This is a genomic window from Neisseria sp. P0019.S002, from assembly GCF_051957155.1.
Lineage (GTDB): Bacteria > Pseudomonadota > Gammaproteobacteria > Burkholderiales > Neisseriaceae > Neisseria > Neisseria perflava.
Genome location: NZ_JBQCWS010000005.1, coordinates 23,123 through 47,117, shown reverse-complemented (window position 1 = coordinate 47,117; position 23,995 = coordinate 23,123). Strand labels below are relative to the sequence as shown.

Here is a 23,995-nt window from a genome sequence, read left to right as displayed (position 1 = left end):
AAATTAACCATGAGTACCAGCAAACAACGCCCCATCGGCGTATTCGATTCCGGCGTCGGCGGCTTGACCAACGTCCGCGCCCTGATGGAACGCCTGCCGATGGAAAACATCATCTATTTCGGCGACACCGCACGCGTTCCCTATGGCACCAAATCCCGCGCCACCATCGAAACCTTCGCCATGCAGATTGTCGATTTCCTGCTGGAAAACGATGTCAAAGCACTCGTCATCGCGTGCAACACCATCGCTGCCGTTGCCGGACAAAAAATCCGCCAAAAAGCAGGCAATATGCCCGTATTGGACGTCATTTCCGCCGGTGCGGAAGCTGCTTTGCAAACCACTAAAAACAACCGAATCGGCATTATCGCGACCAACACCACCGTCAACAGCAATGCCTACGCGCGTGCCATCCATTCAAAAAACAACGACACGCTGGTGCGCACACAAGCCGCGCCCCTGCTTGTGCCATTGGTAGAAGAAGGCTGGCTCGATCACGAAGTCACCCGCCTGACCGTGCGCGAATACTTGAAGCCGCTTTTGGCCGACGACATTGATACGCTGGTGTTGGGTTGTACCCACTTCCCACTGCTCAAACCGCTTATCGGCCGCGAAGCACAAAACGTTACCTTGGTCGATTCCGCCATCACCACCGCCGAAGCCACCGCCAAAGCCTTGGCACAAGCAGGTTTGCTGAATACAGAAAACGACAATCCGGATTACCGTTTCTACGTCAGCGATATCCCACTGCGTTTCCGTACCATCGGCGAACGCTTCTTGGGCAGAAGTATGGAGCAGATTGAGATGGTAACGTTGGGTTGATGAGTAATATTAAAGGCCGTCTGAAATTTCAGACGGCCTTTTTGCTTTATAGCCAACTCGAACTTAAGCCACGAAATCCAAGCCTATGTCCAACGAGCGGCTGCTGTGAGTCAGATAGCCGAGGGCGATGCTGTCCACGCCGGTTTGCGCCACGCGCTTCAGGCGGTCGAAGCCGATGCCGCCCGATGCTTCGCAATAGACGGTGTGAGGGTGGGCGGTTTGCGTGTGGCAGCGGTTTGCCGCTTCTTTCAGGGTTTCGTCGTTCATGTTATCCAGCAAAATCCGTTCCGCGCCCGCCGCGATGGCTTCGTCCAGTTGTGCCAGCGTGTCCACTTCGATTTCCACGCAGGTCAACGGTCCGACCGCCTGTTTTGCCTGCTGCACGGCTTGGGCGATGCTGCCGCAATAGGCGAGGTGGTTGTCTTTGATGAGTACGGCGTCGTCCAAGCCCATGCGGTGGTTCACGCCGCCGCCTGCTCTGACGGCGTATTTTTGCAGGACGCGCAGCAGGGGGATGGTTTTGCGGCTGCACACGATGTCTGTACTGTATTCGGTGACTTCGGCAACGGCACGCGCGGTGGCGGTGGCGATGCCGCTCAAGTGCGTGAGGTAGTTGAGCGCGGTTCGTTCGGCGGCGAGCAGTGCGCGGGCGTTGCCTTCGACGGCGGCAAGCGTCTGACCTGCGCGGACGGTTTGTCCGTCTTGGATTTCGGCTTGGAAGCGGACGGACGAATCCATCGTCTGAAAGGCGAGGCGCGCCAAGTCCATGCCGGCGATGACGCCGTCTTTGCGGCTGACGAGGAAGAGTTTGGCGGTTTTGTCGGGGGCGATGACGGCGGCAGACGTAATGTCGCCGCGCCTGCCCAAATCTTCGCTCAAGGCTTGTTCGATCATAGGGCGCAACAGGGTGTCGGGCAGGGGGAAGAGGGTATTTTCAGACGGCATGGGGTTTCCTTTGTTGAAAAATATTGGTGTTGCGGCGAGGGTAAAACTTCATTTGAGGCCGTCTGAAAACGGGCTAATGGCTGCCCAGCGGCAGTCCGATGTCCGAAATCAACCTGTCGGGCAGGACGTCGTCGCGGAAGCGGTAAAGCTGCGCGGGACGGCCTTTGCTGCCCGATACGCCGGTATCCGACGGCTCGATGAGGTTTTGCTGCTGAATCTGGCGGCGGAAGTTTTGCTTATGCAGCAATCTGCCGCTGATGGCTTCGACGCTGTTTTGCAGTTGCAGCAGCGTGAATTCGGGCGGCATCAGTTCGAAAATCACGGGGCGGTATTTGATTTTGGCGCGCAGGCGGGACAGTGCGGTCGCCAGTACGCGGCGGTGGTCGTGGCGCATGGGCTGCCCCGTGAGCGCGAAGTCGAAGTTTGCCTGTGGCTCGGCGGCTTCCGCTATCAGGCCGCTTTCATACAGCATTTCATAGCGTTGCAAAACGTATTCTTCCGACCAGTTTTCCGGTTCGACGCCCCAACACAAATGAATGCGTTTGAGCCGCTTTTGGCGCACTTCCTCCGTATCCGCCGAGTTTGCCCAAATGCGCAAGCGGCTGACGATGGCGTCGCGATGCCCGCCGTCGGTGCGCAAATCTTCCCACGGGAAATAGCCGTAGCAGTCCTGCCATTTCGCATCCGGGTGCAGGATGCTGTCGGCTGCCTCGCGCACCAGCCCTAGATAGCTGACGTACAAGACAGGCAGGCCTTGCTCGTTTTGACGGCGCGTATCGACAAAGGTGTAAAGCTGTTCTACATAACCCATGGGCTGAGATGTCTGCTTGGCGACCCACATCCTGACCCCTGCCTGCAAGGAGTGGCGAAGTGGTGCAAGCAGGCCGTTGGGCAGCAGCGTGCCTTGGGCAACGGTCAAAACCCTCAAGCTGCCGTTTGTAATGGCGATCAGTACAGGAACCAGTTCGACGATACTTTGCGTATTGGCTGCTGTTTCAGGATAGGCATCCATGCGTGGCTTTCATTCAAGAGAAAACCTTATTGTAAACCAAAGCGGTTTTCAGACGACCTTGCATATTATACTCAAGTTGAGCATAATATAAAAACTATTTGAAACATAGACGGCAAACCTTTATGCCGTCTGAAAAAACAGTCACAAGGAAACATCATGCAAACCGCCGCCCGCCGCTCGTTCGACTACGATATGCCCCTCATTCAGACGCCGACTTCTGCCTGCCAAATCCGTCAGGCGTGGGCGAAGGTTGCCGACACGCCCGACCGCGAGACGGCAGGCCGTCTGAAAGATGAAATCAAGGCTTTGTTGAAGGAGAAAAACGCGGTCTTGGTGGCGCATTATTACGTTGATCCGCTGATTCAGGATTTGGCTTTGGAAACGGGCGGATGCGTGGGCGATTCGCTAGAGATGGCGCGCTTCGGCGCGGAACACGAAGCCGGTACGCTGGTGGTGGCGGGCGTGCGCTTCATGGGCGAGAGCGCGAAAATCCTCTGCCCTGAAAAAACGGTGCTGATGCCTGATTTGGAGGCGGAATGTTCTTTGGATTTGGGCTGCCCGGAAGAGGCGTTTTCGGCGTTTTGCGACCAACACCCCGACCGTACGGTGGTAGTGTACGCCAACACTTCCGCCGCCGTGAAAGCGCGTGCCGACTGGGTGGTCACGTCTTCGGTGGCGTTGGAAATCGTGTCGTATCTGAAATCGCGCGGCGAGAAGCTGATTTGGGGGCCCGACCGTCACCTCGGCGACTACATCCGCCGCGAAACGGGCGCGGATATGCTGTTGTGGCAGGGTTCGTGCATCGTCCATAACGAATTCAAAGGGCAGGAATTGGCGGCGTTGAAGGCGGAACACCCCGATGCGGTGGTGCTGGTTCATCCCGAATCGCCGCAAAGCGTCATCGAACTGGGCGATGTGGTCGGCTCGACCAGCAAACTGCTGAAAGCTGCCGTATCGCGTCCCGAAAAAAAATTCATCGTGGCGACCGACTTGGGCATCCTGCACGAAATGCAAAAGCAGGCGCCCGACAAAGAATTTATCGCCGCCCCGACGGCGGGCAACGGCGGAAGCTGCAAAAGCTGCGCGTTCTGTCCGTGGATGGCGATGAATTCACTGGGTGGCATCAAACACGCCCTGACAAGCGGACACAACGAAATCCTGTTGGACAGAAAGCTGGGCGAAGCCGCCAAACTGCCTTTGCAGCGTATGCTCGATTTCGCGGCAGGACTCAAACGCGGGGATGTGTTCAACGGCATGGGGCCCGCCTGATTTGCCGTCCATATTATAGTGGATTAAATTTAAATCAGGACAAGGCGACGAAGCCGCAGACAGTACAGATAGTACGGAACCGATTCACTTGGTGCTTCAGCACCTTAGAGAATCGTTCTCTTTGAGCTAAGGCGAGGCAACGCCGTACTGGTTTAAATTTAATCCACTATACCGTTTCAGACGACCTCTCAAACAAGGACAACACCATGCAAACCGATTGCGACGTATTGATTGCCGGAAACGGGCTGGCGGCACTGACGCTCGCCCTGTCGCTGCCTGAATCGTTCCGCATCGTCATTTTGTGCAAAAACAGGCTGGACGACACAGCCAGCCGTCATGCACAAGGCGGGATTGCGGCGGCGTGGTCGGGAGAGGACGACATCGAAAAACACGTTGCCGATACTTTGGAAGCGGGCGCAGGTTTGTGCAACGAAGCCGCCGTCCGCACCATCCTGACGCAGGGCAAACCGGCAATCGAATGGCTGCTGGCGCAGGGTGTGGCGTTCGACCAAAATAATAACGACCTGCACCTGACGCGCGAAGGCGGGCATACCTGCCGCCGAATCGCCCACGTCGCCGACTACACGGGCGAGGCCGTTATGCAGAGCCTGATTGCCCAAATACGCCGCCGCCCGAACATCCGCGTTTGCGAGCGGCAGATGGCGTTGGACATTCAAACCGAATCAGGCGCAGCGTGCGGGCTAACCGTCCTCGACCGCCGAACGCAAGAAACCTACCGCATCTGCGCCCGCCATACCGTACTCGCAGGCGGCGGCTTGGGACAGATTTACGCCGCCACCACTACGCCGCCCGAATGCACGGGCGACGCCATCGCCATGGCGATACGCGCAGGCTGCACAGTCGAAAACCTCGAATTTATCCAATTTCACCCCACGGGCTTAGCAAGGCCGTCTGAAAACGGCCGCACCTTCCTGATTTCCGAAGCCGTGCGCGGCGAAGGCGGTATCCTGACCAACCAATCGGGTGAACGATTTATGCCGCATTACGACCGCCGCGCCGAACTCGCGCCGCGCGATATCGTTGCCCGCGCCATCGCCGCCGAAATCGCCAAACAAACTCAAGACTTCGTCTCACTCGACATCAGCCATCAACCCGCAGCGTTTGTCCGTCAGCATTTTCCGTCCATCCATCGGCACTGCCTGTCCCAATGCGGCTTGGACATCACGCGCCAAGCCATCCCCGTCCGCCCTGTGCAACACTACACCTGCGGCGGCATCCAAACCGACCCCAGCGGCAGAACCTCCCTGCCGCAGCTCTACGCCTTAGGTGAAACCGCCTGCACCGGGCTGCACGGAGCCAACCGCCTCGCCAGCAACTCCCTGCTCGAATGCGTCGTTACCGCCAGACTTGCCGCCCAAACCATCGCGGACGGACAAGCATTCCAAACTGTATCGTCCCAAAGGTCGTCTGAAAACCCCTCCGCCAAAGCAGACATCTTTTCAGACGACCTCCAAAACACCTTCAGCCGCCCCGTCCTGCAAGCATTCAACCAACGCCATCTGGGCATCCTCCGCAACGATACCGACCTGCGCCGCGCCATCGCCCAACTGCGGCTTTGGAAGCAAAACCAAGCCGAACCGCACACCGTGTACGAATACGAAAACCGCAACCTGATAGAATGCAGCCTCGCCGTCGCCCAAGCCGCATACGCAAGGCGGCAAAACATCGGCGCGCATTTCAATAGTGATTGTTAAGGTTGGCTGGTCAGAGAAAATCTTTCAAATAAATTTGAATAGCATGGTTGAAAAGTTGGTATTCAGTTTTTAGGGTTGAGTAGGTTGGGTTATCACTCTGTTCTAAAAGCAGAAAGGCCGTCTGAAATATTTTTCAGACGGCCTTTTTACTTCCTTAATGTTTTATCTACCTGACTGTTCCCACACGCTTTGCAGATAGGCGTAGGTCAGCTCGGCGGTGTCGGACACCAGCGCGATGTCGCTGCCCAAGTCTTCGGCTTTGCCCACACCGATGGGCAAGGCACCGGCGGCTTTGATGGCGGCGACGCCGGCGGCGGCGTCTTCGATGCCGATGCAGCGGCGGATGTCCGCGCCCACGCCCTCGGCGGCGGCGAGGAAGATGTCGGGGGCGGGTTTGGAATGCGCGACGGCGGCAGGGTCGGCGACGGCGTCGAAGAAGTGGGTCAGCCCCATGCGTTCTAGCAGGAACGGGCCGTTTTTACTGGCAGACGCGAGGGCGATTTTTTTGCCGTTTGCTTTCAATGCTTCCAGCAGCGGCAAAATGCCGGGATACACGTCTTCGGGTTTGACTGCCTGAATCATCTCGACGTAGTTGTCGTTTTTGCGGCGGGTCAGTTCGGCGAACTCGGCTTCGCTGACGGTTTTGCCGCCGTGCGCGAGGATGCGTTTGAGTGAATCGTCGCGCGACACGCCTTTGAGCTGCTCGTTAAACTTGCGGTCGATGCTGATGCCCAGTTCTTCGGCAAGCTTTTTCCATGCGCGGTAGTGGTATTCGGCGGTGTCGGTGATGACGCCGTCGAGGTCAAAGAGCACTGCTGTAAAAGTCATTTTGCGCTCTCCTTATTTTTCCAACGCAACGGTGTGGCTGCCGTTGAGCGTGATGTCTTTGCCGTACACCTGCAAATCGAGCGGCTCGCCTTTAAGCAGGGTGAAGACGACGTTTTCTTTGCCGACGGCGACTTTAATCAGACGGCCGCGGTAGTTGATGTGGAAGGCGTAGCCTGTCCACGCACTCGGCAGGAACGGCGCGAAGCTGAGTTTGCCGCCCCAAGTTTTCATTTGGGCGAAACCTTGGACGATGGCGAGCCACGAGCCGGTCATGGAAGTGATGTGCAGGCCGTCTTCGGTGTCGTTGTTGTAGTTGTCCAAGTCCAGGCGGGCGGTGCGCTGGTACATTTCCACGGCTTTTTCTTCTTTGCCCAGTTCGGCAGCAAGGATGGCGTGGATACAAGGCGACAACGAGCTTTCGTGCACGGTCATCGGTTCGTAGAAGTCGAAGTTGCGGCGTTTTTCGTCGATATTGAAACGGTCGCCAAAGAAGTAGATGCCTTGCAAGACGTCCGCCTGTTTGATGAAGGGCGAACGCAGGATTTTGTCCCACGACCATTTCTGGTTGAGCGGCAAATCGTCGGGCGAAAGCGCGGACACGGGGCGGATGTCTTTGTCGAGGAAGCCGTCGTGCTGCACGAATACGCCGAGTTCTTCGTCATGCGGACGGTACATATTCGTGCTGATGTCCGCCCATTTTTCCAACTCGGCGGCACTCACGTTCAAATCAGGACGCGGGTATTTCGCCAAGGCTTCGCGGGTGTAATCCAATACCCATGCGGCGAGGGTGTTGGTGTACCAGTTGTTGTTGATGTTGTTTTCGTATTCGTTCGGGCCGGTTACGCCGTGAATCATGTATTTGCCGTTGCGTTTGGAAAAGTGGACGCGGTCCGCCCAGAAGCGGGACACTTCGACCAAGACTTCCAAGCCTTCTTTGGCAAGATAGCTTTCGTCGCCGGTGTAGTTGGTGTAGTTGTAGATGGCGTAAGGAATCGCGCCGTTGCGGTGGATTTCCTCGAAAGTGATTTCCCATTCGTTGTGGCACTCGATGCCCGTAAACGTTACCATCGGATAGAGTGCGCCCGCCAAGCCCTGTTCGCGCGCGTTGTGCTGCGCCTGCGGCAGTTGGTTGCGGCGGTATTGCAGCAGGTTGCGGGTAACTTCGGGTTCAGCCAGTGCGAGGTAGAGCGGCACGGCGTAGGCTTCGGTGTCCCAATAGGTCGCGCCGCCGTATTTTTCGCCGGTAAAGCCTTTCGGGCCGATGTTCAGGCGTGCGTCTTCGCCGTAGTAGGTGGAGAACAGTTGGAACAGGTTGAAGCGGATGCCCTGCTGCGCTTCGTCGCTACCTTCGATGACCACGTCGGCGATTTCCCAACGGTGCAGCCAGCCTGCTTTGTGCGCGTCCAGCAAGGTTTCAAACGCAACGCCTGCGATTTTTTCCGACAAGGCGCGGCCAGCGGCTTTCACTGCTTCCAAGCCTTGATAATCACGGCTGGTGGTAACAATCACGCGTTTTTCAAAAGTTTCGGGCGTGCCGCCGACTTCGGCTTGGAAAGAATTAGAGACCTGCCAGTCGGTTTGGCTGCCGCTGAGGGCTTTGAAGCTGCCGGCGAAGGTTTGCTCGGCGTTGACGATGAATTGTTCCACGCCGAAAGGGTTGGCAACGGTTTGGGTGGCAATGTAGGAGAGGCCGTCTGAAACGCCTTTGTCTAATACCTGCCAGAATTTTTCTTCGTAGTTGGAGTCTTCGTTTTTCACGTCGGCATCGATGATGGAATCGATGCGGACTTGGTGGGTTTTGCCGTCAACGGATACGGCTTCCCAGCGGATGAGAGCCAGCTCTTTTTGCGCGACGGACAGGAATTTGCACACATCGAAACGCACGCCGAATACGGTGAACGAGCGGCGCAACACGCCGTGCTGCATATCGAGTTCGACGGAGAAGTCGGCAACGTCGTTTTTCACCAAGTCCACCTCTTGTCCATCGACAAAGATTTTGACTTTACTGAAATTGAGCGCGTTGATGGCTTTGCCAAAATATTTGGGGTAGCCGTTTTTCCACCAGCCGACGCGGGTTTTGTCGGGGAACCACACGCCAGCGATGTAGGTGCCCAAGTGGCTGTCGGCGGAGTAGGTTTCTTCAAAGTTGCCGCGCATACCCATATAGCCGTTGCCCAAGCTGGTCAGGCTCTCTTGCAGCCGTTTGTGTTCTTTTTCCAGTTTTGCCGAACGCAGTGTCCAAGGGCTGACTTCCATGATTCTTGTATACATTTATGAAGCTCCTGTTATTAAAATTGTAAGTTCGACAAAGGTTTCAGACGGCTTTGCCGATGGTATTGATGGATTATTCGCCGTGGGTCTCTTTAATCAGACATACTGAGAAGGCTCCCAGCAGCAAGACCGCGCCTGCAACCAAGAACATGGTTGCCTGATGGCTGCCCAGCATAGGGAAGAGGATAAAGCTCAGCAGAGAGGCGACGATTTGAGGCATACAGATAGAGCCGTTGAACAGACCCAAATAAGTACCCATGTGTTTGCCTGAAAGGGCATTGGTCACAATCGTCAAAGGATAGGTAATGATACCGGCCCACGCAATACCGATTAAGGTATAAGACAACACCAGTGCGTATTGATTGCTGATGAAGAAAACGGAGAAGAAACCGAGTGCACCCAAAGCCAAGCAACCGAAATAACCGACTTTATGGTATTTATTCGGTACTTTTGCCAGAATAAACGAGCAGATAACGGCAGCAATGGATTGTACCGCCGCCAAAACGCCGTACCAGTTGCCTGCTTCCTGATAGCCTACGGAAGAGGCGTCTGTTGTCTGCCAAACATTTTCTGCAATCGCGCCTGCCGAGTAAGTCCACATATATTGGAAGGCGAACCAACAGAAGAATTGCACTAAAGTGACCGTCCAAAACGCTTTAGGCGCGGTTTTTAAGAGTTCGAACCAGTTGGCTTTTTCCTGATTCGCGGCGACATCGATGCCGTGATAGCGGGCGTAGGTTTCCGGATCGTATTCTTTGACTTTGAAGATGGTGAACGCACTGGTAATAATAAGTAAGGCTGCACCCACATAGAATGCTACGACCACAGTTTGCGGCACGACGCCTTTTTCGGCCGTGTTCGCCAAACCGATATACGCAAACACAAACGGCAGAATCGCCGCCACAACCGCGCCCGTATTTGCTAAGAAACTTTGAATGCCGTAGGCGTAGCTTTTCTGCTCCTCGTTGACCATATCGCCGACCATCATTTTAAACGGCTGCATTGCCATATTGGAGGACACGTCCAACAGCGCAATCATCAGCGCGCCAAACGACAAAGCCGCCAAAGAAGCGTAGCCAAAACCGAAGCTGCCCGAGTTCGGCATCAGAATCATAACGATGACCGCAATCAGCGTGCCGTAAAGCAGATAGGGCAGACGACGGCCGCCCAAGCGCGGCATCCAAGTGCGATCTGAGTAGTAGCCCACAATCGGCTGAACCAACATACCAGCCAATGGGGGCAGAATGAAAAACCAGCCCAAATTATGCGGGTCAGCGCCTAAAGTTTGAAAAATTCGGCTCATTTGTGAGCTTTGCAGGGTAAAGGCCGTCTGAACGCCGAGATAGCCGAAGCTCAGCATCCAAATCGTACTTTTTGCCAGTGACGGCAAACCTTGTTTTGCTGTTTTTTGCGTATTTTCCGACATGAGGTAAATCCTTTTTTTAAAAAGTATTTTTATTGAGAAATCTGAAAGGTTCCTTGGTGTGGTGTTCTCTGTCGTTATTGTTTGTGTGCGTACTTTCAAGGATATAGGTGCATTTTATGAAGCGCGCCGGATATTGGCAATGCCAGTTCAAGGATAAACTGGCTTAAATCAAATTTTTTGCGGTTTGGCATTGATACCGTCGGGTAATGAGGGTATCGGTTCGGCTCGGTGTATATTTTGATGCTTATTTCTATTTTCAGACGGCATTTGAACAAGCAAGTATTTGGGCAATAGGTTAAAATGGGCCGTCTGAAATTTGTTTGACGGAAACGAGAAAACTATGTCCCAACAATACGTCTATTCTATGTTGCGCGTGAGCAAGGTTGTGCCGCCGCAAAAAACCATTATTAAAGACATTTCCCTTTCATTTTTCCCCGGTGCAAAAATCGGTTTGCTTGGTTTGAACGGTGCGGGTAAATCTACTGTACTGCGGATTATGGCGGGCGTGGATAAAGAATTTGAGGGCGAAGCCGTGCCGATGGGCGGCATTAAAATCGGCTACCTGCCGCAAGAGCCCGAGCTTGATCCTGAGAAAACTGTGCGCGAGGAAGTGGAAAGCGGTTTGGGTGAAGTGGCTGCCGCGCAGAAACGCTTGGAAGAAGTGTATGCCGAGTACGCCAATCCTGATGCGGATTTTGACGCGTTGGCGGAAGAGCAGGGCCGTTTGGAGGCGATTATTGCGGCTGGTTCATCTACCGGCGGCGGTGCGGAACACGAATTGGAAATCGCTGCCGACGCGCTGCGCCTGCCTGATTGGGATGCCAAAATCGGCAATTTATCCGGCGGTGAAAAACGCCGTGTGGCTTTGTGCAAACTCTTGTTGAGCAAGCCCGATATGCTGCTGCTGGACGAGCCGACCAACCACTTGGACGCAGAATCTGTCGAATGGCTGGAGCAATTCTTGGTGCGCTTCCCCGGTACAGTCGTTGCGGTAACACACGACCGCTACTTTCTCGACAACGCTGCCGAATGGATTTTGGAACTCGACCGCGGCCACGGTATTCCGTGGAAAGGCAATTACTCGTCTTGGCTGGAACAGAAAGAAAAACGCTTGGAAAACGAGGCGAAATCCGAAGCCGCACGCGTGAAAGCGATGAAGCAGGAGTTGGAATGGGTGCGCCAAAATGCCAAAGGCCGCCAAGCCAAGTCCAAAGCGCGTTTGGCTCGTTTTGAAGAAATGAGCAACTACGAATACCAAAAACGCAATGAAACGCAGGAAATCTTTATCCCTGTTGCCGAGCGTTTGGGTAACGAAGTGATTGAATTTGTGAACGTTTCCAAATCGTTTGGCGATAAAGTGCTGATTGACGATTTGAGTTTTAAAGTACCTGCGGGCGCGATTGTCGGCATCATCGGCCCGAACGGCGCGGGTAAATCTACGCTGTTCAAAATGATTTCGGGCAAAGAGCAGCCTGATTCCGGCGAAGTGAAAATCGGGCAAACCGTGAAAATGAGCTTGATCGACCAAAGCCGCGAAGGTTTGCAAAACGATAAAACCGTGTTCGATAACATCGCCGAAGGCCGCGACATTTTACAGGTTGGTCAGTTTGAAATTCCCGCCCGCCAATATTTGGGACGCTTCAACTTCAAAGGCAGCGACCAAAGCAAAATCGCAGGTCAATTGTCTGGCGGCGAACGCGGCCGTCTGCACTTGGCAAAAACTTTGTTGAGCGGCGGCAATGTGTTGCTGCTGGACGAACCGTCCAACGACCTCGACGTGGAAACCCTGCGTGCGCTGGAAGACGCATTGTTGGAATTTGCCGGCAGCGTGATGGTGATTTCGCACGACCGCTGGTTCCTCGACCGTATCGCTACGCATATTTTGGCTTGTGAAGGCGACTCTAAATGGGTGTTCTTCGACGGCAACTATCAGGAATACGAAGCCGACAAGAAACGCCGTTTGGGCGAAGAGGGCGCGAAACCGAAACGTATCCGTTACAAACCGGTAACACGTTAATTAGGTTTGAACCAAAAGGCCGTCTGAAACTTTTAATGTTTCAGACGGCCTTTTATTTTTGATGTTTATGATTGTTTTCTTAATTGCGGATGGTTTTCCAATGTATCAATGATGATTTCAATCATGCGTGGGGCAGTTTGCGCCAAATCGAAGCCTTGACCTGAAGAAAGCCAGCGCCAAATCAAGCCGTCTAATGAAGACTTGATGAAGATGACCGCCATGTCGATATCTAAATTATCCGCCAACGCTTTTTGTTGTACCGCATCAGTCAGGACAGCAACGATTTTTTCACGCCATAGAGATTGGTGTTTTTTAGCGATGGCAATAACCGCCTCGTTTTGCTCGGTGTGTTCGCATTTTAAAAACAAAATGCTGTGGAATTTATAGTGAAGCTCGTTGTGTTGCAGGCGCTCGAAAAAACGGGTCAGGGTCAGTCGGAAGCTTGGCCAAGCCTGTTCGTTATTATTGTTCGAGTCTTCTTTTATGCAGCTTTCGATGTCGTCGCAAATCCGTTGGAACAAGGCGTCAAACAAATCTTCTTTGTTTTTGAAATGCCAATACAGCGCGCCGCGCGTTACGCCTGCGGCTTGGGCGATTTCGTTAAGCGAGGTGCGGGCAATGCCTTTCTGATAAAACGTATCCAATGCGGCAAGCATGAGATATTCTTTGGTTTTTAAGGCTTCGGTTTTGGTTCTTCTCATGGTTTTTTTGTAGGAAATATAAATTTATGGTTCGGATTATAAAAAATTACTTCTGAACATGCAAAAATGTATGTATAATTCAATTCAATACTTGATAGTGTTTCTCAACACTATATAATCAGCCTGTTTTTCATAAAAAACAGGCAATTTCTGTTTGTGAAATATGAGATTAAAGTAATCAATTTTTAATTAGTCAAACCCTTATTTATCATAGAGATAGGAAAATTATGGCTCTTTATGCTTCTAAAATGATGCGTGTCGCGGCAATTGCAGCAGCTACTGCGTTGGCGCTTTCCGCTTGCGGCAAAGGTGATGAAAAAGCAGCCGGCCAACAGGCGCAAGGCAGTCAGCAACAGCAAAAACAACCTGCGCCTGAAGTGCGCGTGGTCACTGTGCATCCGGAAGTCGTTGCATTGACAACCGAGTTGCCGGGCCGTCTGGAATCATTGCGTACTGCCGAAGTTCGCGCCCAAGTCGGCGGTATTCTGCAAAAACGCCTCTTCCAAGAGGGCAGCTATGTGCAAGCCGGTCAGCCTTTGTACCAAATCGACAGCTCATCTTATGAAGCAAACTTAGAAAGCGCACGCGCCCAGTTGGCGAGTGCACAAGCTACTTTGGCCAAAGCGAACGCCGACCTGGCCCGCTACAAACCGCTGGTTGCCGCCGATGCCATCAGCCAACAAGAATATGATGCGGCCGTAACGGCCAAGCGTTCGGCAGAGGCAGGCGTCAAATCCGCTCAAGCAGCCATCAAATCTGCCGGTATCAGCCTGAACCGATCCCGCATTACTGCGCCAATTTCCGGCTTTATCGGTCAATCTAAAGTTTCTGAAGGTACGCTGCTGAATTCTGGCGATACCACTGTTTTAGCCACCATCCAACAAACCAATCCGATGTATGTCAACGTTACTCAGTCTGCGAGTGAGGTCATGAAACTGCGTCAACAGGTTGCCGAAGGCAAATTGTTGGCGGCAAACGGCGCGATTGCAGTGGATATCAAATTTGACGACGGTACGGTTTACCCTGAAAAAGGCCGTCTGCTGTTTGCAGATCCGACTGTCAACGAAACGACCGGTCAAATTACCTTGCGCGCCGCCATTCCTAACGACAGAAATATCTTGATGCCGGGCTTGTATGTACGCGTGTTGATGGAACAAGTGGCAGTGGATAATGCATTTGTAGTGCCGCAGCAAGCAGTTACCCGCGGTTCGCAAGATACGGTGATGGTGGTGAATGACAAGAGCGAAATGGAAGCGCGTGTCGTGACCGTTGCCCAACAGCAAGGTAGCAATTGGGTGATTACAGACGGCCTGAAAGACGGCGACAAAGTGATTGTTGAAGGCATCAGCATTGCCGCTATGTCGGGTGCTAAACAGGTAACGCCGAAAGAATGGACGCCGCCTGCAAGCGCTGCGGCAGCAACAACGGCAGTTTCAGACGGCCAAGCTGCATCCGAGGCCAAGCCTGAAGCTAAAGCTGCATCTGAAGCCAAATAAGGAACGCATGAATGTCTAAGTTTTTTATTGACCGCCCCATTTTTGCATGGGTTATTGCGATTTTTATCATCGCAGCGGGTATTTTCGGCATTCAAAAACTGCCGATTTCCCAATATCCGTCCGTTGCTGCACCGACCATTACTTTGCGCGCTACTTATCCGGGCGCTTCTGCTCAGGTAATGGAAGACAGCGTACTGGCCGTTATCGAACGTAATATGTACGGTGTGGAAGGTTTGGACTATATGACGACTTCTGCTAATTCCAGCGGCAGCGGCAGCGTCAGTCTGACGTTTACACCGGAAACCAATGAAGATTTGGCGCAGGTAGACGTGCAGAACAAATTGTCGGAAGTGTTGTCCACATTGCCCTCTACCGTACAGCAATATGGTGTAACCGTATCTAAAGCGCGTTCCAACTTCTTGCAAGTGGTCATGCTTTCTTCTGAAAAGCAATCCATTGAGGAAATGAACGATTACGCCCAGCGCAATATCATTCCTGAACTGCAGCGTATCGACGGGGTAGGGCAGGTACAATTGTTTGGTGCGCAACGCGCCATGCGTATTTGGGTTGACCCGAAAAAACTGCAAAACTACAACTTGTCTTTTGCAACGGTAACCAACGCACTGGCTACTCAAAATATCCAAATTTCTGCAGGCTCTATCGGCTCTTTGCCGGCGGCTGCAGGTCAGACTATTTCAGCAACCGTTACAGCGCAAGGTCAGCTGAGCACTGCTGAAGAGTTCGGCAACATCATTTTGGTATCCAATACCGACGGCTCGAATGTCTATCTGAAAGACGTTGCCAAAGTCAGCTTGGGTATGCAGGACTATTCTTCTTCCACCCGCTTGAACGGCGTGAATACCACCGGTATGGCAGTGATGCTGTCTAACAGCGGTAACGCTTTGGCAACAGCGACTGCTGTGAAAGAAAAAATGGCGGTTTTGCAGAAGTATTTCCCAGACGGTATGAGCTGGAAAGTTCCTTACGATACTTCCAAATTTGTGGAAATTTCGATTGAGAAAGTGATCCATACGCTTTTGGAAGCCATTGTTTTGGTATTCTTGGTGATGTATCTCTTCCTGCAAAACATCCGCTATACGCTGATTCCGACTATTGTTGTACCGATTTCCCTGTTGGGCGGTTTTGCCTTTATCTCATACATGGGTATGTCGATTAACGTATTGACCATGTTTGCGATGGTATTGGTGATCGGTATTGTGGTCGATGACGCGATTGTGGTCGTTGAAAACGTTGAGCGTATTATGGCGAGCGAAGGTTTGTCGCCTAAGGCTGCCACCAAAAAAGCGATGGGTCAGATTTCCGGCGCGGTTATCGGTATTACTGCCGTGTTGATGTCCGTATTTGTGCCACTGGCAATGTTTAGCGGTGCAACCGGTAACATTTACAAACAGTTTGCCTTGACCATGGCGGCATCTATCGGCTTCTCCGCATTCCTTGCCTTGACGCTGACTCCGGCATTGTGTGCCACCATGCTCAAACCGATTCAGAAGGGTCATCACGAAGAGAAAAAAGGTTTCTTCGGTTGGTTTAACAAAAAATTCGACAGCTGGACACACGGCTACGAAGGCTGGGTTGCCAAAGTCTTGCGCAAGACTTTACGCATGATGGTTGTCTATATTGGTCTGACTGTTGTGGGCGTATTCTTGTTTATGCGTCTGCCGACTTCCTTCTTGCCGTCTGAAGACCAAGGTAACTTGATGTTGAGCGTGCAGCTGCCTGCCGGCGCAACCAAAGAGCGTACCGATGCAACTTTGGCTCAAATCACCCAACTGGCGAAATCTGTACCTGAGATCGAGAACATTATTACCGTTTCCGGCTTTAGTTTTAGCGGTTCCGGCCAAAACATGGCTTTGGGCTTTGTCATTCTGAAAGACTGGAGCGAACGTACTGCTCCGGGCAGCGATGCGACTTCTATTTCCGGTAAGTTGACCGGCATGATGATGGCTACGCTGAAAGACGGTTTCGGTTTGGCGATTGTGCCTCCTGCCATTATGGAATTGGGTACAGGCTCCGGCTTGACGATTTACCTGCAAGACCGTAACAACAGCGGCCATGCCGCATTATTGGCCAAGCGCAATGAGTTGATTGACAAAATGCGCAAAAGCGGTTTGTTTAACCCAAGTACCGTCCGTGCGAGCGGTTTGGAAGATGCGCCGCAGTTGAAAATCGACATCAATCGTTCCGCCGCAGCCGCACAAGGTATTTCGTTCTCTGATATCCGTACTGCTTTGGCTTCTTCTTTGGGTTCGTCTTATGTCAACGATTTCCCGAATCAAGGCCGTCTGCAACGCGTGATGGTACAAGCTGATGCGAGTGCCCGTATGCAGCCTGCCGATATTCTGAACCTGACTGTACCGAATAAATCCGGCGTGGCCGTACCGCTTTCTACCATTGCTACTGTTTCTTGGGAAAACGGTATGGAACAAAGCGTCCGCTTCAATGGTTATCCGGCAATGGAGCTTTCCGGCTCTCCTGTTAATGGCGTATCTTCCGGTCAAGCCATGGCTGCGGTACAGCAAATGGTTGAAGAAATGGGCGGCGGTTACAGTCTGGAATGGGGAGGTCAGTCTCGTGAAGAGGCTAAAGGCGGCTCACAAACTGTCGTGTTGTACGCATTGGCCGCTGCCGCTGTATTCTTGGTATTGGCTGCTTTGTACGAAAGCTGGTCTATCCCGTTGGCGGTTATCCTTGTGATTCCGTTGGGCTTGATTGGCGCGGCATTGGGCGTGACCGGCCGTAACATGTTTGAAGCATTGCTGGGCAGTATTCCGGCATACGCCAACGATATCTACTTCCAAGTCGGTTTCGTTACGGTGATGGGTTTGAGTGCGAAAAACGCGATTTTGATTATCGAGTTTGCCAAAGACCTGCAAGCGCAAGGCAAGAGCGCGCTTGAAGCTGCGCTTGCCGCCGCACACTTGCGTTTCCGTCCGATTATCATGACTTCGTTCGCCTTCATCTTGGGCGTGGTGCCGCTCTATGTTGCCAGCGGTGCCAGCTCCGCCAGTCAACGTGCGATTGGTACGACCGTGTTCTGGGGTATGTTGATCGGTACGATTCTGTCTGTGTTCCTTGTGCCTTTGTTCTATGTGGTTGTGCGCAAATTCTTTAAAGAAACTGCACACGAGCATGAGATGGCCGCCAAACACGCCGCTGAAGCCGGCATGATTGAAGACGGTAAACACGATTCAGACAAGCACTAAAGCAAAGGCCGTCTGAAAATTTTTCAGACGGCCTCAAAATGCTAAAGGATTCTAAAATGAAGAAGATTACATTCAAACCTGTACTGACCGCCGTTGCCGCAGCCGTGGCTTTGTCGGCCTGTACCATGATGCCGAAATATGAGCAGCCCCAAGTTGCCGTGGCCGATACGTTTAAATACGACACTGTTGACGACGGTATCCGTGCCGCTGAATTGGGTTGGCAAGATTACTTTGCCGATCCGCGCCTTCACCGCCTGATCGACATCGCATTGGAACGCAATACCGATTTGCGTACGGCCGCGCTGAATGCGGAAATCTACCGCAAGCAATATATGATTGCGCGTAATAATTTGTTGCCAACCGTCAATGCTAGCGGTACAGGTTCGCGTCAAGGCAGCTTGAGCGGCGGCAGCGTCAGCAGCCAATACAGTGTGGGTTTGGGCGCAGCCTCTTATGAACTTGACCTTTTCGGCCGTGTCCGCAGCACCAGCGAAGCCGCGTTGCAAGGTTATTTCAATGTGGCCGCCAACCGCGATGCCGCCCATCTGACCTTGATTTCTACCGTTGCCAAAGCCTACTTTAACGAACGCTACGCTGAAGAAACCATGGCATTGGCACAACGCGTGTTGCAAACCCGTGAAGCGACTTACAAGCTCTCGCAATTACGCCATAAGGCCGGCGTGATTTCCGCCGTTGATTTGCGCCAACAGGAAGCGCTGATTGAATCAGCCAAAGCCGATTACGCATCCGCGGTGAAAAACCGCGAGCAAGCGCGCAATTCCTTGGCCATGCTGATTAATCAACCTTTGCCTGAAGATTTGCCTGCCGGTCTGCCTTTGAGCAAGCAGTTCAAATTGACCAAACTGCCTGCCGGTTTGAGTTCGGAGGTGTTACTCAACCGTCCGGATATCCGCGCGGCCGAACACGCGCTCAAACAAGCCAATGCCAATATCGGCGCGGCTCGTGCGGCGTTTTTTCCACGCATCAGCCTGACCGGTTCTGTCGGTACCGCTTCCGGCGAGTTGAGCGGCCTGTTTAAAAGCGGCACGGGTATTTGGGCTTTTGCACCATCCATCACTCTGCCTATCTTTGATTGGGGCACAAACAAAGCCAATCTTGACGTAGCCAAACTGCGCCAACAGGCACAAATCGTTGCTTATGAAGCCGCTGTTCAATCCGCATTCAAAGACGTTTCCAATGCGTTGGTTGCACGCGAACAGCTGGATAAAAGCTATGCCGCTTTGAGCAAACAAAGCCGTGCCTACAACGACAGCCTGCGCCTCATCAGCCTGCGCTACAAACATGGCGTATCCAGTGCATTAGATTTGCTGGATGCCGAGCGCAGCAGTTACAGCGCAGAAACTGCTCTTTTGGCTAATCAGTTGACCCGTTTGGAAAACCTTGCCGACTTGTATAAAGCACTTGGCGGCGGTTTGAAACGCGAAACCAAAGCTGCCGAATAAATATTTGCCTGCTAAGATTAAAAGGCCGTTTGAAACATTTGGGTTTCAGACGGCCTTTTTATTATGCGGCAATTCTAAGCTTTTAATTTCTCGCTTAAAGTGGCGGCATAGGCTGCGCGTTCGTTGCGGCTGGCTTCGGGCTGGTGTGTGTTGAGCGAAGACCATTTGCGGTTGCTGCGCGCTTTGTTGAGTTCGCTTGGCAATTTGGCTGCATTCCATGGCGCTTTGCGTTCGTTTAACTCGATATGCGATTGGGCAGCGTGGCCGCGCGTTTGCAAGACGTGCAACAAATCCAGTGCGCGTGCGGCGAGCAGGGTAAGGGTTTCCGGATCGGTATGCAGGGTTTGTCGGCCGTTGATTTTGTCGGTGATGTCTTGGGCATTGGGCAAAATGCCGCCCAACAGTCCGCCGATGGCTGTGCCCAAACCAAGCGAGCCGCCAAGCGTGGCAATGTCCAAACCCAGGCCGATGAGAGCGCCTGCGGTTGCGCCGGTACCGGTACGGATGCCGTAATGTTTGAGCAACTCGCTGTCAAACGGATCTTGTTTGAAGGCTTTGGGCATCCATGTGCTGTCGCTGCCGACTTCGTCGTGATAGAAGCGGTAAAGTGTGAACAGGCGTTGTTGCATTTGCCGCTCAAGTTGGCGGATTTCCGATTGCATGACTTCCAAAGTCGGGGCAGGGTCGTCGTTTTCGGCAATTTCTTGGGTGAATGCGGCGGCATCCAGTAGAAAATCAGCAATTTCACGGCGCGCTTCCGTATCCAGCCGTTGCCACTCGCGACGGCGCATATTGATGAGGCGGTCTAGGATGTCGCGCTTAGGTAACATGGTGGCAAGGTTGTCCCACAATCGGATTTCGCCTTCAAAGTCGAAGGCAACAGTATCGAAACCGGCGTAAACATGCAGGTTTCTGCGGGCGAGCATATTGGTCCAAGCAGTCAGGTCTTGATTTTGGGTGAAGTTGAACACGGGCATGATGGGCTTGGCGCACCAAGACAAAATGGTCAGCTCGTCTTTGTATTTGTCGAGGACGGGTTCCCGCGCATCGATGACGTACATGGCCATATCGCTTTGCATGACTTGGCGCAGCACTTTGGCTTCTTGGTTGAACTCGTGATGCGCTTCATGATTGTTGAGGAATTGCTGGATGCGTTCAATACCGTCATCGCGTGCAGATGTGTGGGTTTCCAGCCAATCCAACACGCCGCCGGCATCTTCAAGGCCGGGTGTGTCGTAGAGGTAAACCAAGCTGTCGTCGCCGTCGTTGATGAGGGCTTCTTCGACATGGCGCGTGGTAGAAGGTGCGTTTTTCACTTCGCCGAAGGTACTGTCGCGCAAAAGCGTACGTAAGAGCGAGGTTTTGCCTGTGTTGGTATGGCCGACGACGGCAAGGGAAAGTGGGGTGGTCATGGTCTTTGGGTTGGGTTGATATGGACTATGAATGTGTGAGTATGGAGCCGTTTATCTTTAGTGGCAATATATGTTTCAGACGGCCCTAAATTCTTTTTATATATGGGCGAAAATAGCTAGAAAAAGAGGGGAATAGCGACTTTGTTGTTTTTTGGCAAAATACTTGAAAATAGATAGGAAAACAGTTGACAGTCGGGTAGAAGGCTAGGATAATTCGCGCCGTTGAGTTGCTTGATGCAGCTTGATTTTTCTCCTCTATTTCTCCTTTGTAGACTTGGCGCATATCAAAACGGTATGCGCATTTTTTTATCTACATTGAAACATGATTACATTTAAGATCTGTTAATTGAATAATTAAGAAACTTTACAAGAAAAATACTTGCGCGGTTGAATATCTTGTTGCATAATTCGTTTCGTTAGCTGGTTCGAGTAGTCAGTTAATAGTTTCTCCTCTATTTCTCCTTTGTAGACTTGGCACACATTCTGTCGGATGTGTGCATTTTTTTTGCCTATTTAAAATAAAGGCCGTCTGAATGTTGTAATCTTTCAGACGGCCTTTGTTTGTTGAATAGAATTAGATGTCTAATACTACTTCTTCTTTGACTTCTTCCATGACAACATAGCTGCGGCTTTCGGACGCAGCCGGCAGTTGCAGCAGGATGTTGCCGAGCATATCGCGATAGGCGGACATATTGGGCAGGCGGACTTTGATAAGGTAGTCGTATTCGCCAGAGACCAAGTGGCATTCCAGAATTTGCGGAATCTTCAGTACTTCGCGTTTGAAGTCTTCAAAAATATTGCCGGATTTGGAACGCAGTTTCAGCTCGACAAAGACCAAGAGGCTTTGGCCTAAAGCATGAGGATTCAGATGGGCGTGATAGCCGGTGATAAGGTTGTCGCGTTCCAAGCGGCGGACGCGTTCGGTTACCGGCGTGGTGGAGAGGCCGACTTTTTCAGCCAATTCGGTCATGGGGATACGTGCGTTTTGTTGTAGGAGCTTGAGAATTTTTAAGTCGGTTTTGTCGAGTTCTTTCATGGTCTTGATGTCTGTCGTTTTCATTTGGATTGAATCATAACCTTAAAACAGCCTGAGAAGAAGCATAAATGCCTAAAGGTGCGCATGAGGTCTAAATTATGAATAGATTATTCTTGTGTATTTCATGGAATCCTGTGTAGTTTTTGACCTATAATATTTACTTCAAAGTAATGGGGCAGGCCGTCTGAAACGGAATGCCGATAAGAGGAATACATTATGCGTCCGCTCAATGCGCAAATCCGTTTGGATAATTTACGTCAAAATTATCGTTTTCTCAAAGAGTTGCACGGCAATAAATTGTTGGCTGTGATTAAGGCCGATGCTTACGGGCATGGTGCGGTCAGATGTGCACACGCGTTGGCGGATATTGCCGACGGCTTTGCGGTGGCAACGGTAGATGAAGGCGTGGAATTGCGTCAAAACGGCATTAAAAACCCGATTGTTTTGTTGGAAGGCGTATTCGATGCTGCGGAGTATGCGGATGTTGACCGTTATGATTTGTGGCCGGCAATCGGCAGTCAATGGCAGCTGGAGGCGTTTGTGCATCATGAGTGGCAACGTCCGACAACCGTATGGCTGAAAATGGACTCAGGTATGCACCGTGCCGGTTTCTTTCCACACAATTATGCCGCGGCCTATACTGCATTGAAACAATCCGAATCGGTTGAAAATATTGTGAAATTCAGCCATTTTGCCTGCGCAGACGAACCGGAAAACGGCATGACCGAAATGCAGCTTGAAGCATTTGATTTGGCGTGTGAGGGTTTGGAAGGCGAAGAGAGCTTGGCCAATTCCGCCGCGATTTTGAACGTGCCTGAAGCACGCCGCGATTGGGGCCGTGCCGGTCTGGCCTTATATGGTATTTCGCCTTTCGGCGGCGTGGATGAGCGTTTGAAACCTGTTATGCGCCTGACTTCCCGCGTTTTCGGCGAGCGTGTGTTGCAACCGCATTCTCCGATTGGCTACGGAGCAACGTTCTACACCAGCAAATCTACCCGTGTCGGTTTGATTGCCTGCGGCTATGCCGACGGTTATCCGCGTCGCGCTTCCACTAATTCCCCTGTGGCAGTGGATGGCAAACGCAGCCGTATTATCGGCAGGGTATCTATGGATATGATTACGGTTGAGCTGGAAGCCTCGAAAGAAGGCTTGGGCGCGGAAGTCGAGCTTTGGGGCGATGTGATTAATATCAATGAAGTTTCCGAAGTTGCCGGTATGATTCCGTACGAAATTCTCTGTAATATCAAACGTGCGAAGTTTACGTATATCGAGTAAGCAGTAAAAGATCAGGCCGTCTGAAATATGTTTTCAGACGGCCTTTTTATTAGCTGCAATTAAAACGATTCGTCAGCGCGTAAATAACGCCATTTGCCCGGCGGCAGTCTGCCGAGTTTGACTTTGCCCATGCGGATGCGTTTCAAACCGACGACGCGTAGGCCGACAAGTTCGCACATGCGACGGATTTGGCGTTTTTTGCCTTGTCGCAAAATAAAGCGCAACTGGTCTTCGTTTTGCCATTCAACTTTGGCGGGGCGCAACTTTTCGCCGTCCAAACTCAAGCCGTGGTTGAGTAGGGCGAGGCCTTTGTCGTCCAGTTTGCCACGGACGCGGACGAGGTATTCTTTTTCGCTGCTGCTGTTTTCACCAATCAGTTGCTTGGCAATGCGTCCGTCCTGGGTGAGTACCAACAATCCGACAGAATCAATATCTAGGCGGCCGGCAGGAGCTAAGCCGAATTTGTGTTTTTCGCTGAAAGGGATACGGCTGTCGTCGCCTTCCCAATGGTTGTCGGCTGTGATGAGTTCGGCGGCGGACTTATAGCCTTTTTCTGCCTGCGCGCTGACGTAGCCGACAGGTTTGTTCAGCAGGATGGTTACGCGCGCGGCTTGTTTTTCATGGGCTTGTTTGTTGAGGTCGATGCGGTCGCGCTCGGTGACTTTTTGACCGAGTACGGCGGTTTGGCCGTTTACTTTGACCCAGCCTTGCTCGATGTAGCTGTCTGCCTCGCGGCGCGAGCATAAGCCTAATTGCGCCATGCGTTTGGAGAGGCGCATGGTTTCGGAATCGTTGTTTTGCATGGTATGGCAATATAGAGAAATGGGAATATCGGATTATAGCATTGACCGTTTGTCAGGCCGTCTGAAAACTGAATATTTGGGTTTTCAGACGGCCTTTCGTTTGCTATATGTTAAGGAATATTTGGTTTTGAAGTAAAAAATGAAGGGTATATTGTCTGTTTGTGTTAACCTTACGGACGAACTAATCATTTTGTTTTCAGTCGAATTGGGGTTGAAATGACATTTCACTCATGAAATCATGAAGACTATAATGACTGGTCTTTCTGAAGCGCATTAAGGCAGT

The 23,995-nt window shown here is 52.2% G+C and carries 17 protein-coding genes and 1 pseudogene; 9 read left to right on the top strand and 9 right to left on the bottom strand.

Annotated features, from left to right (window positions below):
* Positions 1 to 9 precede the first annotated feature (9 nt).
* Entirely contained in the window at positions 10 to 819 is an 810-nt protein-coding gene (murI, locus tag ACTHTY_RS08985) for a glutamate racemase (protein ID WP_049331752.1), read from the top strand.
* 63 nt (positions 820 to 882) lie between these two features.
* Here the strand turns inward: murI and nadC are convergent, their stop codons facing one another.
* Both nadC and ACTHTY_RS08975 read right to left on the bottom strand, forming a co-directional pair.
* Entirely contained in the window at positions 883 to 1,764 is an 882-nt protein-coding gene (gene nadC, locus ACTHTY_RS08980; protein ID WP_440367282.1) for a carboxylating nicotinate-nucleotide diphosphorylase, read from the bottom strand.
* Positions 1,765 to 1,837: 73 nt separating this feature from the next.
* Positions 1,838 to 2,776 carry an NUDIX hydrolase gene (locus ACTHTY_RS08975; RefSeq protein WP_440367281.1) on the bottom strand — a complete coding sequence of 313 codons (939 nt, stop codon included), beginning with the start codon at positions 2,774 to 2,776 and terminating at the stop codon, positions 1,838 to 1,840.
* Between the two features lie 156 nt (positions 2,777 to 2,932).
* Between ACTHTY_RS08975 and nadA the strand changes: the two genes are divergently transcribed.
* From nadA to nadB, 3 genes and pseudogenes are all read left to right on the top strand, one after another.
* Complete coding sequence (gene nadA / locus ACTHTY_RS08970; protein WP_250579970.1) at positions 2,933 to 4,045, top strand: quinolinate synthase NadA; 1,113 nt, start codon at positions 2,933 to 2,935, stop codon at positions 4,043 to 4,045.
* Positions 3,994 to 4,125 (top strand): annotated as a pseudogene (locus ACTHTY_RS08965) (IS5/IS1182 family transposase); the annotation flags it as partial. The gene nadA and the pseudogene ACTHTY_RS08965, both read left to right, overlap by 52 nt.
* 126 nt (positions 4,126 to 4,251) lie before the next feature.
* Complete coding sequence (gene nadB, locus ACTHTY_RS08960) at positions 4,252 to 5,760, top strand: L-aspartate oxidase (protein WP_440367279.1); 1,509 nt, start codon at positions 4,252 to 4,254, stop codon at positions 5,758 to 5,760.
* Between the two features lie 162 nt (positions 5,761 to 5,922).
* Here nadB and pgmB read toward each other — a convergent pair whose 3' ends face one another.
* The 3 genes from pgmB to ACTHTY_RS08945 all read right to left on the bottom strand — a co-directional run bounded on the left by pgmB (position 5,923) and on the right by ACTHTY_RS08945 (position 10,285).
* On the bottom strand, positions 5,923 to 6,588 hold the full coding sequence (pgmB, locus tag ACTHTY_RS08955; RefSeq protein ID WP_293203870.1) for a beta-phosphoglucomutase: 666 nt from the start codon (positions 6,586 to 6,588) through the stop codon (positions 5,923 to 5,925).
* Between the two features lie 12 nt (positions 6,589 to 6,600).
* The gene (locus ACTHTY_RS08950; RefSeq protein WP_293203869.1) at positions 6,601 to 8,859 is read right to left on the bottom strand and encodes a glycoside hydrolase family 65 protein; all 2,259 of its coding nucleotides are present in this window, start codon (positions 8,857 to 8,859) and stop codon (positions 6,601 to 6,603) included.
* 73 nt (positions 8,860 to 8,932) lie between these two features.
* Positions 8,933 to 10,285: an SLC45 family MFS transporter gene (locus ACTHTY_RS08945; RefSeq protein WP_371493165.1), complete on the bottom strand. Its 1,353-nt coding sequence runs from the start codon at positions 10,283 to 10,285 to the stop codon at positions 8,933 to 8,935.
* A gap of 340 nt (positions 10,286 to 10,625) precedes the next feature.
* Here ACTHTY_RS08945 and ettA point away from each other — a divergent pair, with 340 nt between their 5' ends.
* Entirely contained in the window at positions 10,626 to 12,302 is a 1,677-nt protein-coding gene (ettA, locus tag ACTHTY_RS08940) for an energy-dependent translational throttle protein EttA (RefSeq protein ID WP_003747462.1), read from the top strand.
* A 65-nt stretch (positions 12,303 to 12,367) separates the two neighbouring features.
* On the opposite strand, the gene mtrR is transcribed toward ettA, so the two are convergent.
* Positions 12,368 to 13,003 (bottom strand): multidrug efflux system transcriptional repressor MtrR, encoded by a 636-nt coding sequence (mtrR, locus tag ACTHTY_RS08935; protein ID WP_440367277.1) that lies wholly within the window; start codon positions 13,001 to 13,003, stop codon positions 12,368 to 12,370.
* A 227-nt stretch (positions 13,004 to 13,230) separates the two neighbouring features.
* On the opposite strand from mtrR, the gene ACTHTY_RS08930 reads away from it, so the two are divergent.
* From ACTHTY_RS08930 to ACTHTY_RS08920, 3 genes are read left to right on the top strand one after another with little or no spacing between them, the layout of a single operon-like run.
* Positions 13,231 to 14,499 (top strand): efflux RND transporter periplasmic adaptor subunit, encoded by a 1,269-nt coding sequence (locus ACTHTY_RS08930; protein WP_293203867.1) that lies wholly within the window; start codon positions 13,231 to 13,233, stop codon positions 14,497 to 14,499.
* 11 nt (positions 14,500 to 14,510) lie between these two features.
* A complete protein-coding gene (locus ACTHTY_RS08925; RefSeq protein ID WP_440367276.1) occupies positions 14,511 to 17,723 on the top strand; it encodes an efflux RND transporter permease subunit in 3,213 nt (1,070 codons plus the stop codon).
* A gap of 56 nt (positions 17,724 to 17,779) precedes the next feature.
* Positions 17,780 to 19,186 (top strand): efflux transporter outer membrane subunit, encoded by a 1,407-nt coding sequence (locus ACTHTY_RS08920; protein WP_440367275.1) that lies wholly within the window; start codon positions 17,780 to 17,782, stop codon positions 19,184 to 19,186.
* A 74-nt stretch (positions 19,187 to 19,260) separates the two neighbouring features.
* Here the strand turns inward: ACTHTY_RS08920 and ACTHTY_RS08915 are convergent, their stop codons facing one another.
* Both ACTHTY_RS08915 and ACTHTY_RS08910 read right to left on the bottom strand, forming a co-directional pair.
* Complete coding sequence (locus tag ACTHTY_RS08915) at positions 19,261 to 20,598, bottom strand: GTPase/DUF3482 domain-containing protein (RefSeq protein WP_440367273.1); 1,338 nt, start codon at positions 20,596 to 20,598, stop codon at positions 19,261 to 19,263.
* A 574-nt stretch (positions 20,599 to 21,172) separates the two neighbouring features.
* A complete protein-coding gene (locus ACTHTY_RS08910; RefSeq protein ID WP_079453694.1) occupies positions 21,173 to 21,634 on the bottom strand; it encodes a winged helix-turn-helix transcriptional regulator in 462 nt (153 codons plus the stop codon).
* A 216-nt stretch (positions 21,635 to 21,850) separates the two neighbouring features.
* On the opposite strand from ACTHTY_RS08910, the gene alr reads away from it, so the two are divergent.
* Complete coding sequence (alr, locus tag ACTHTY_RS08905) at positions 21,851 to 22,909, top strand: alanine racemase (protein WP_293203863.1); 1,059 nt, start codon at positions 21,851 to 21,853, stop codon at positions 22,907 to 22,909.
* 59 nt (positions 22,910 to 22,968) lie between these two features.
* Here alr and ACTHTY_RS08900 read toward each other — a convergent pair whose 3' ends face one another.
* The gene (locus ACTHTY_RS08900; protein ID WP_036493902.1) at positions 22,969 to 23,712 is read right to left on the bottom strand and encodes a pseudouridine synthase; all 744 of its coding nucleotides are present in this window, start codon (positions 23,710 to 23,712) and stop codon (positions 22,969 to 22,971) included.
* Positions 23,713 to 23,995: the final 283 nt, after the last annotated feature.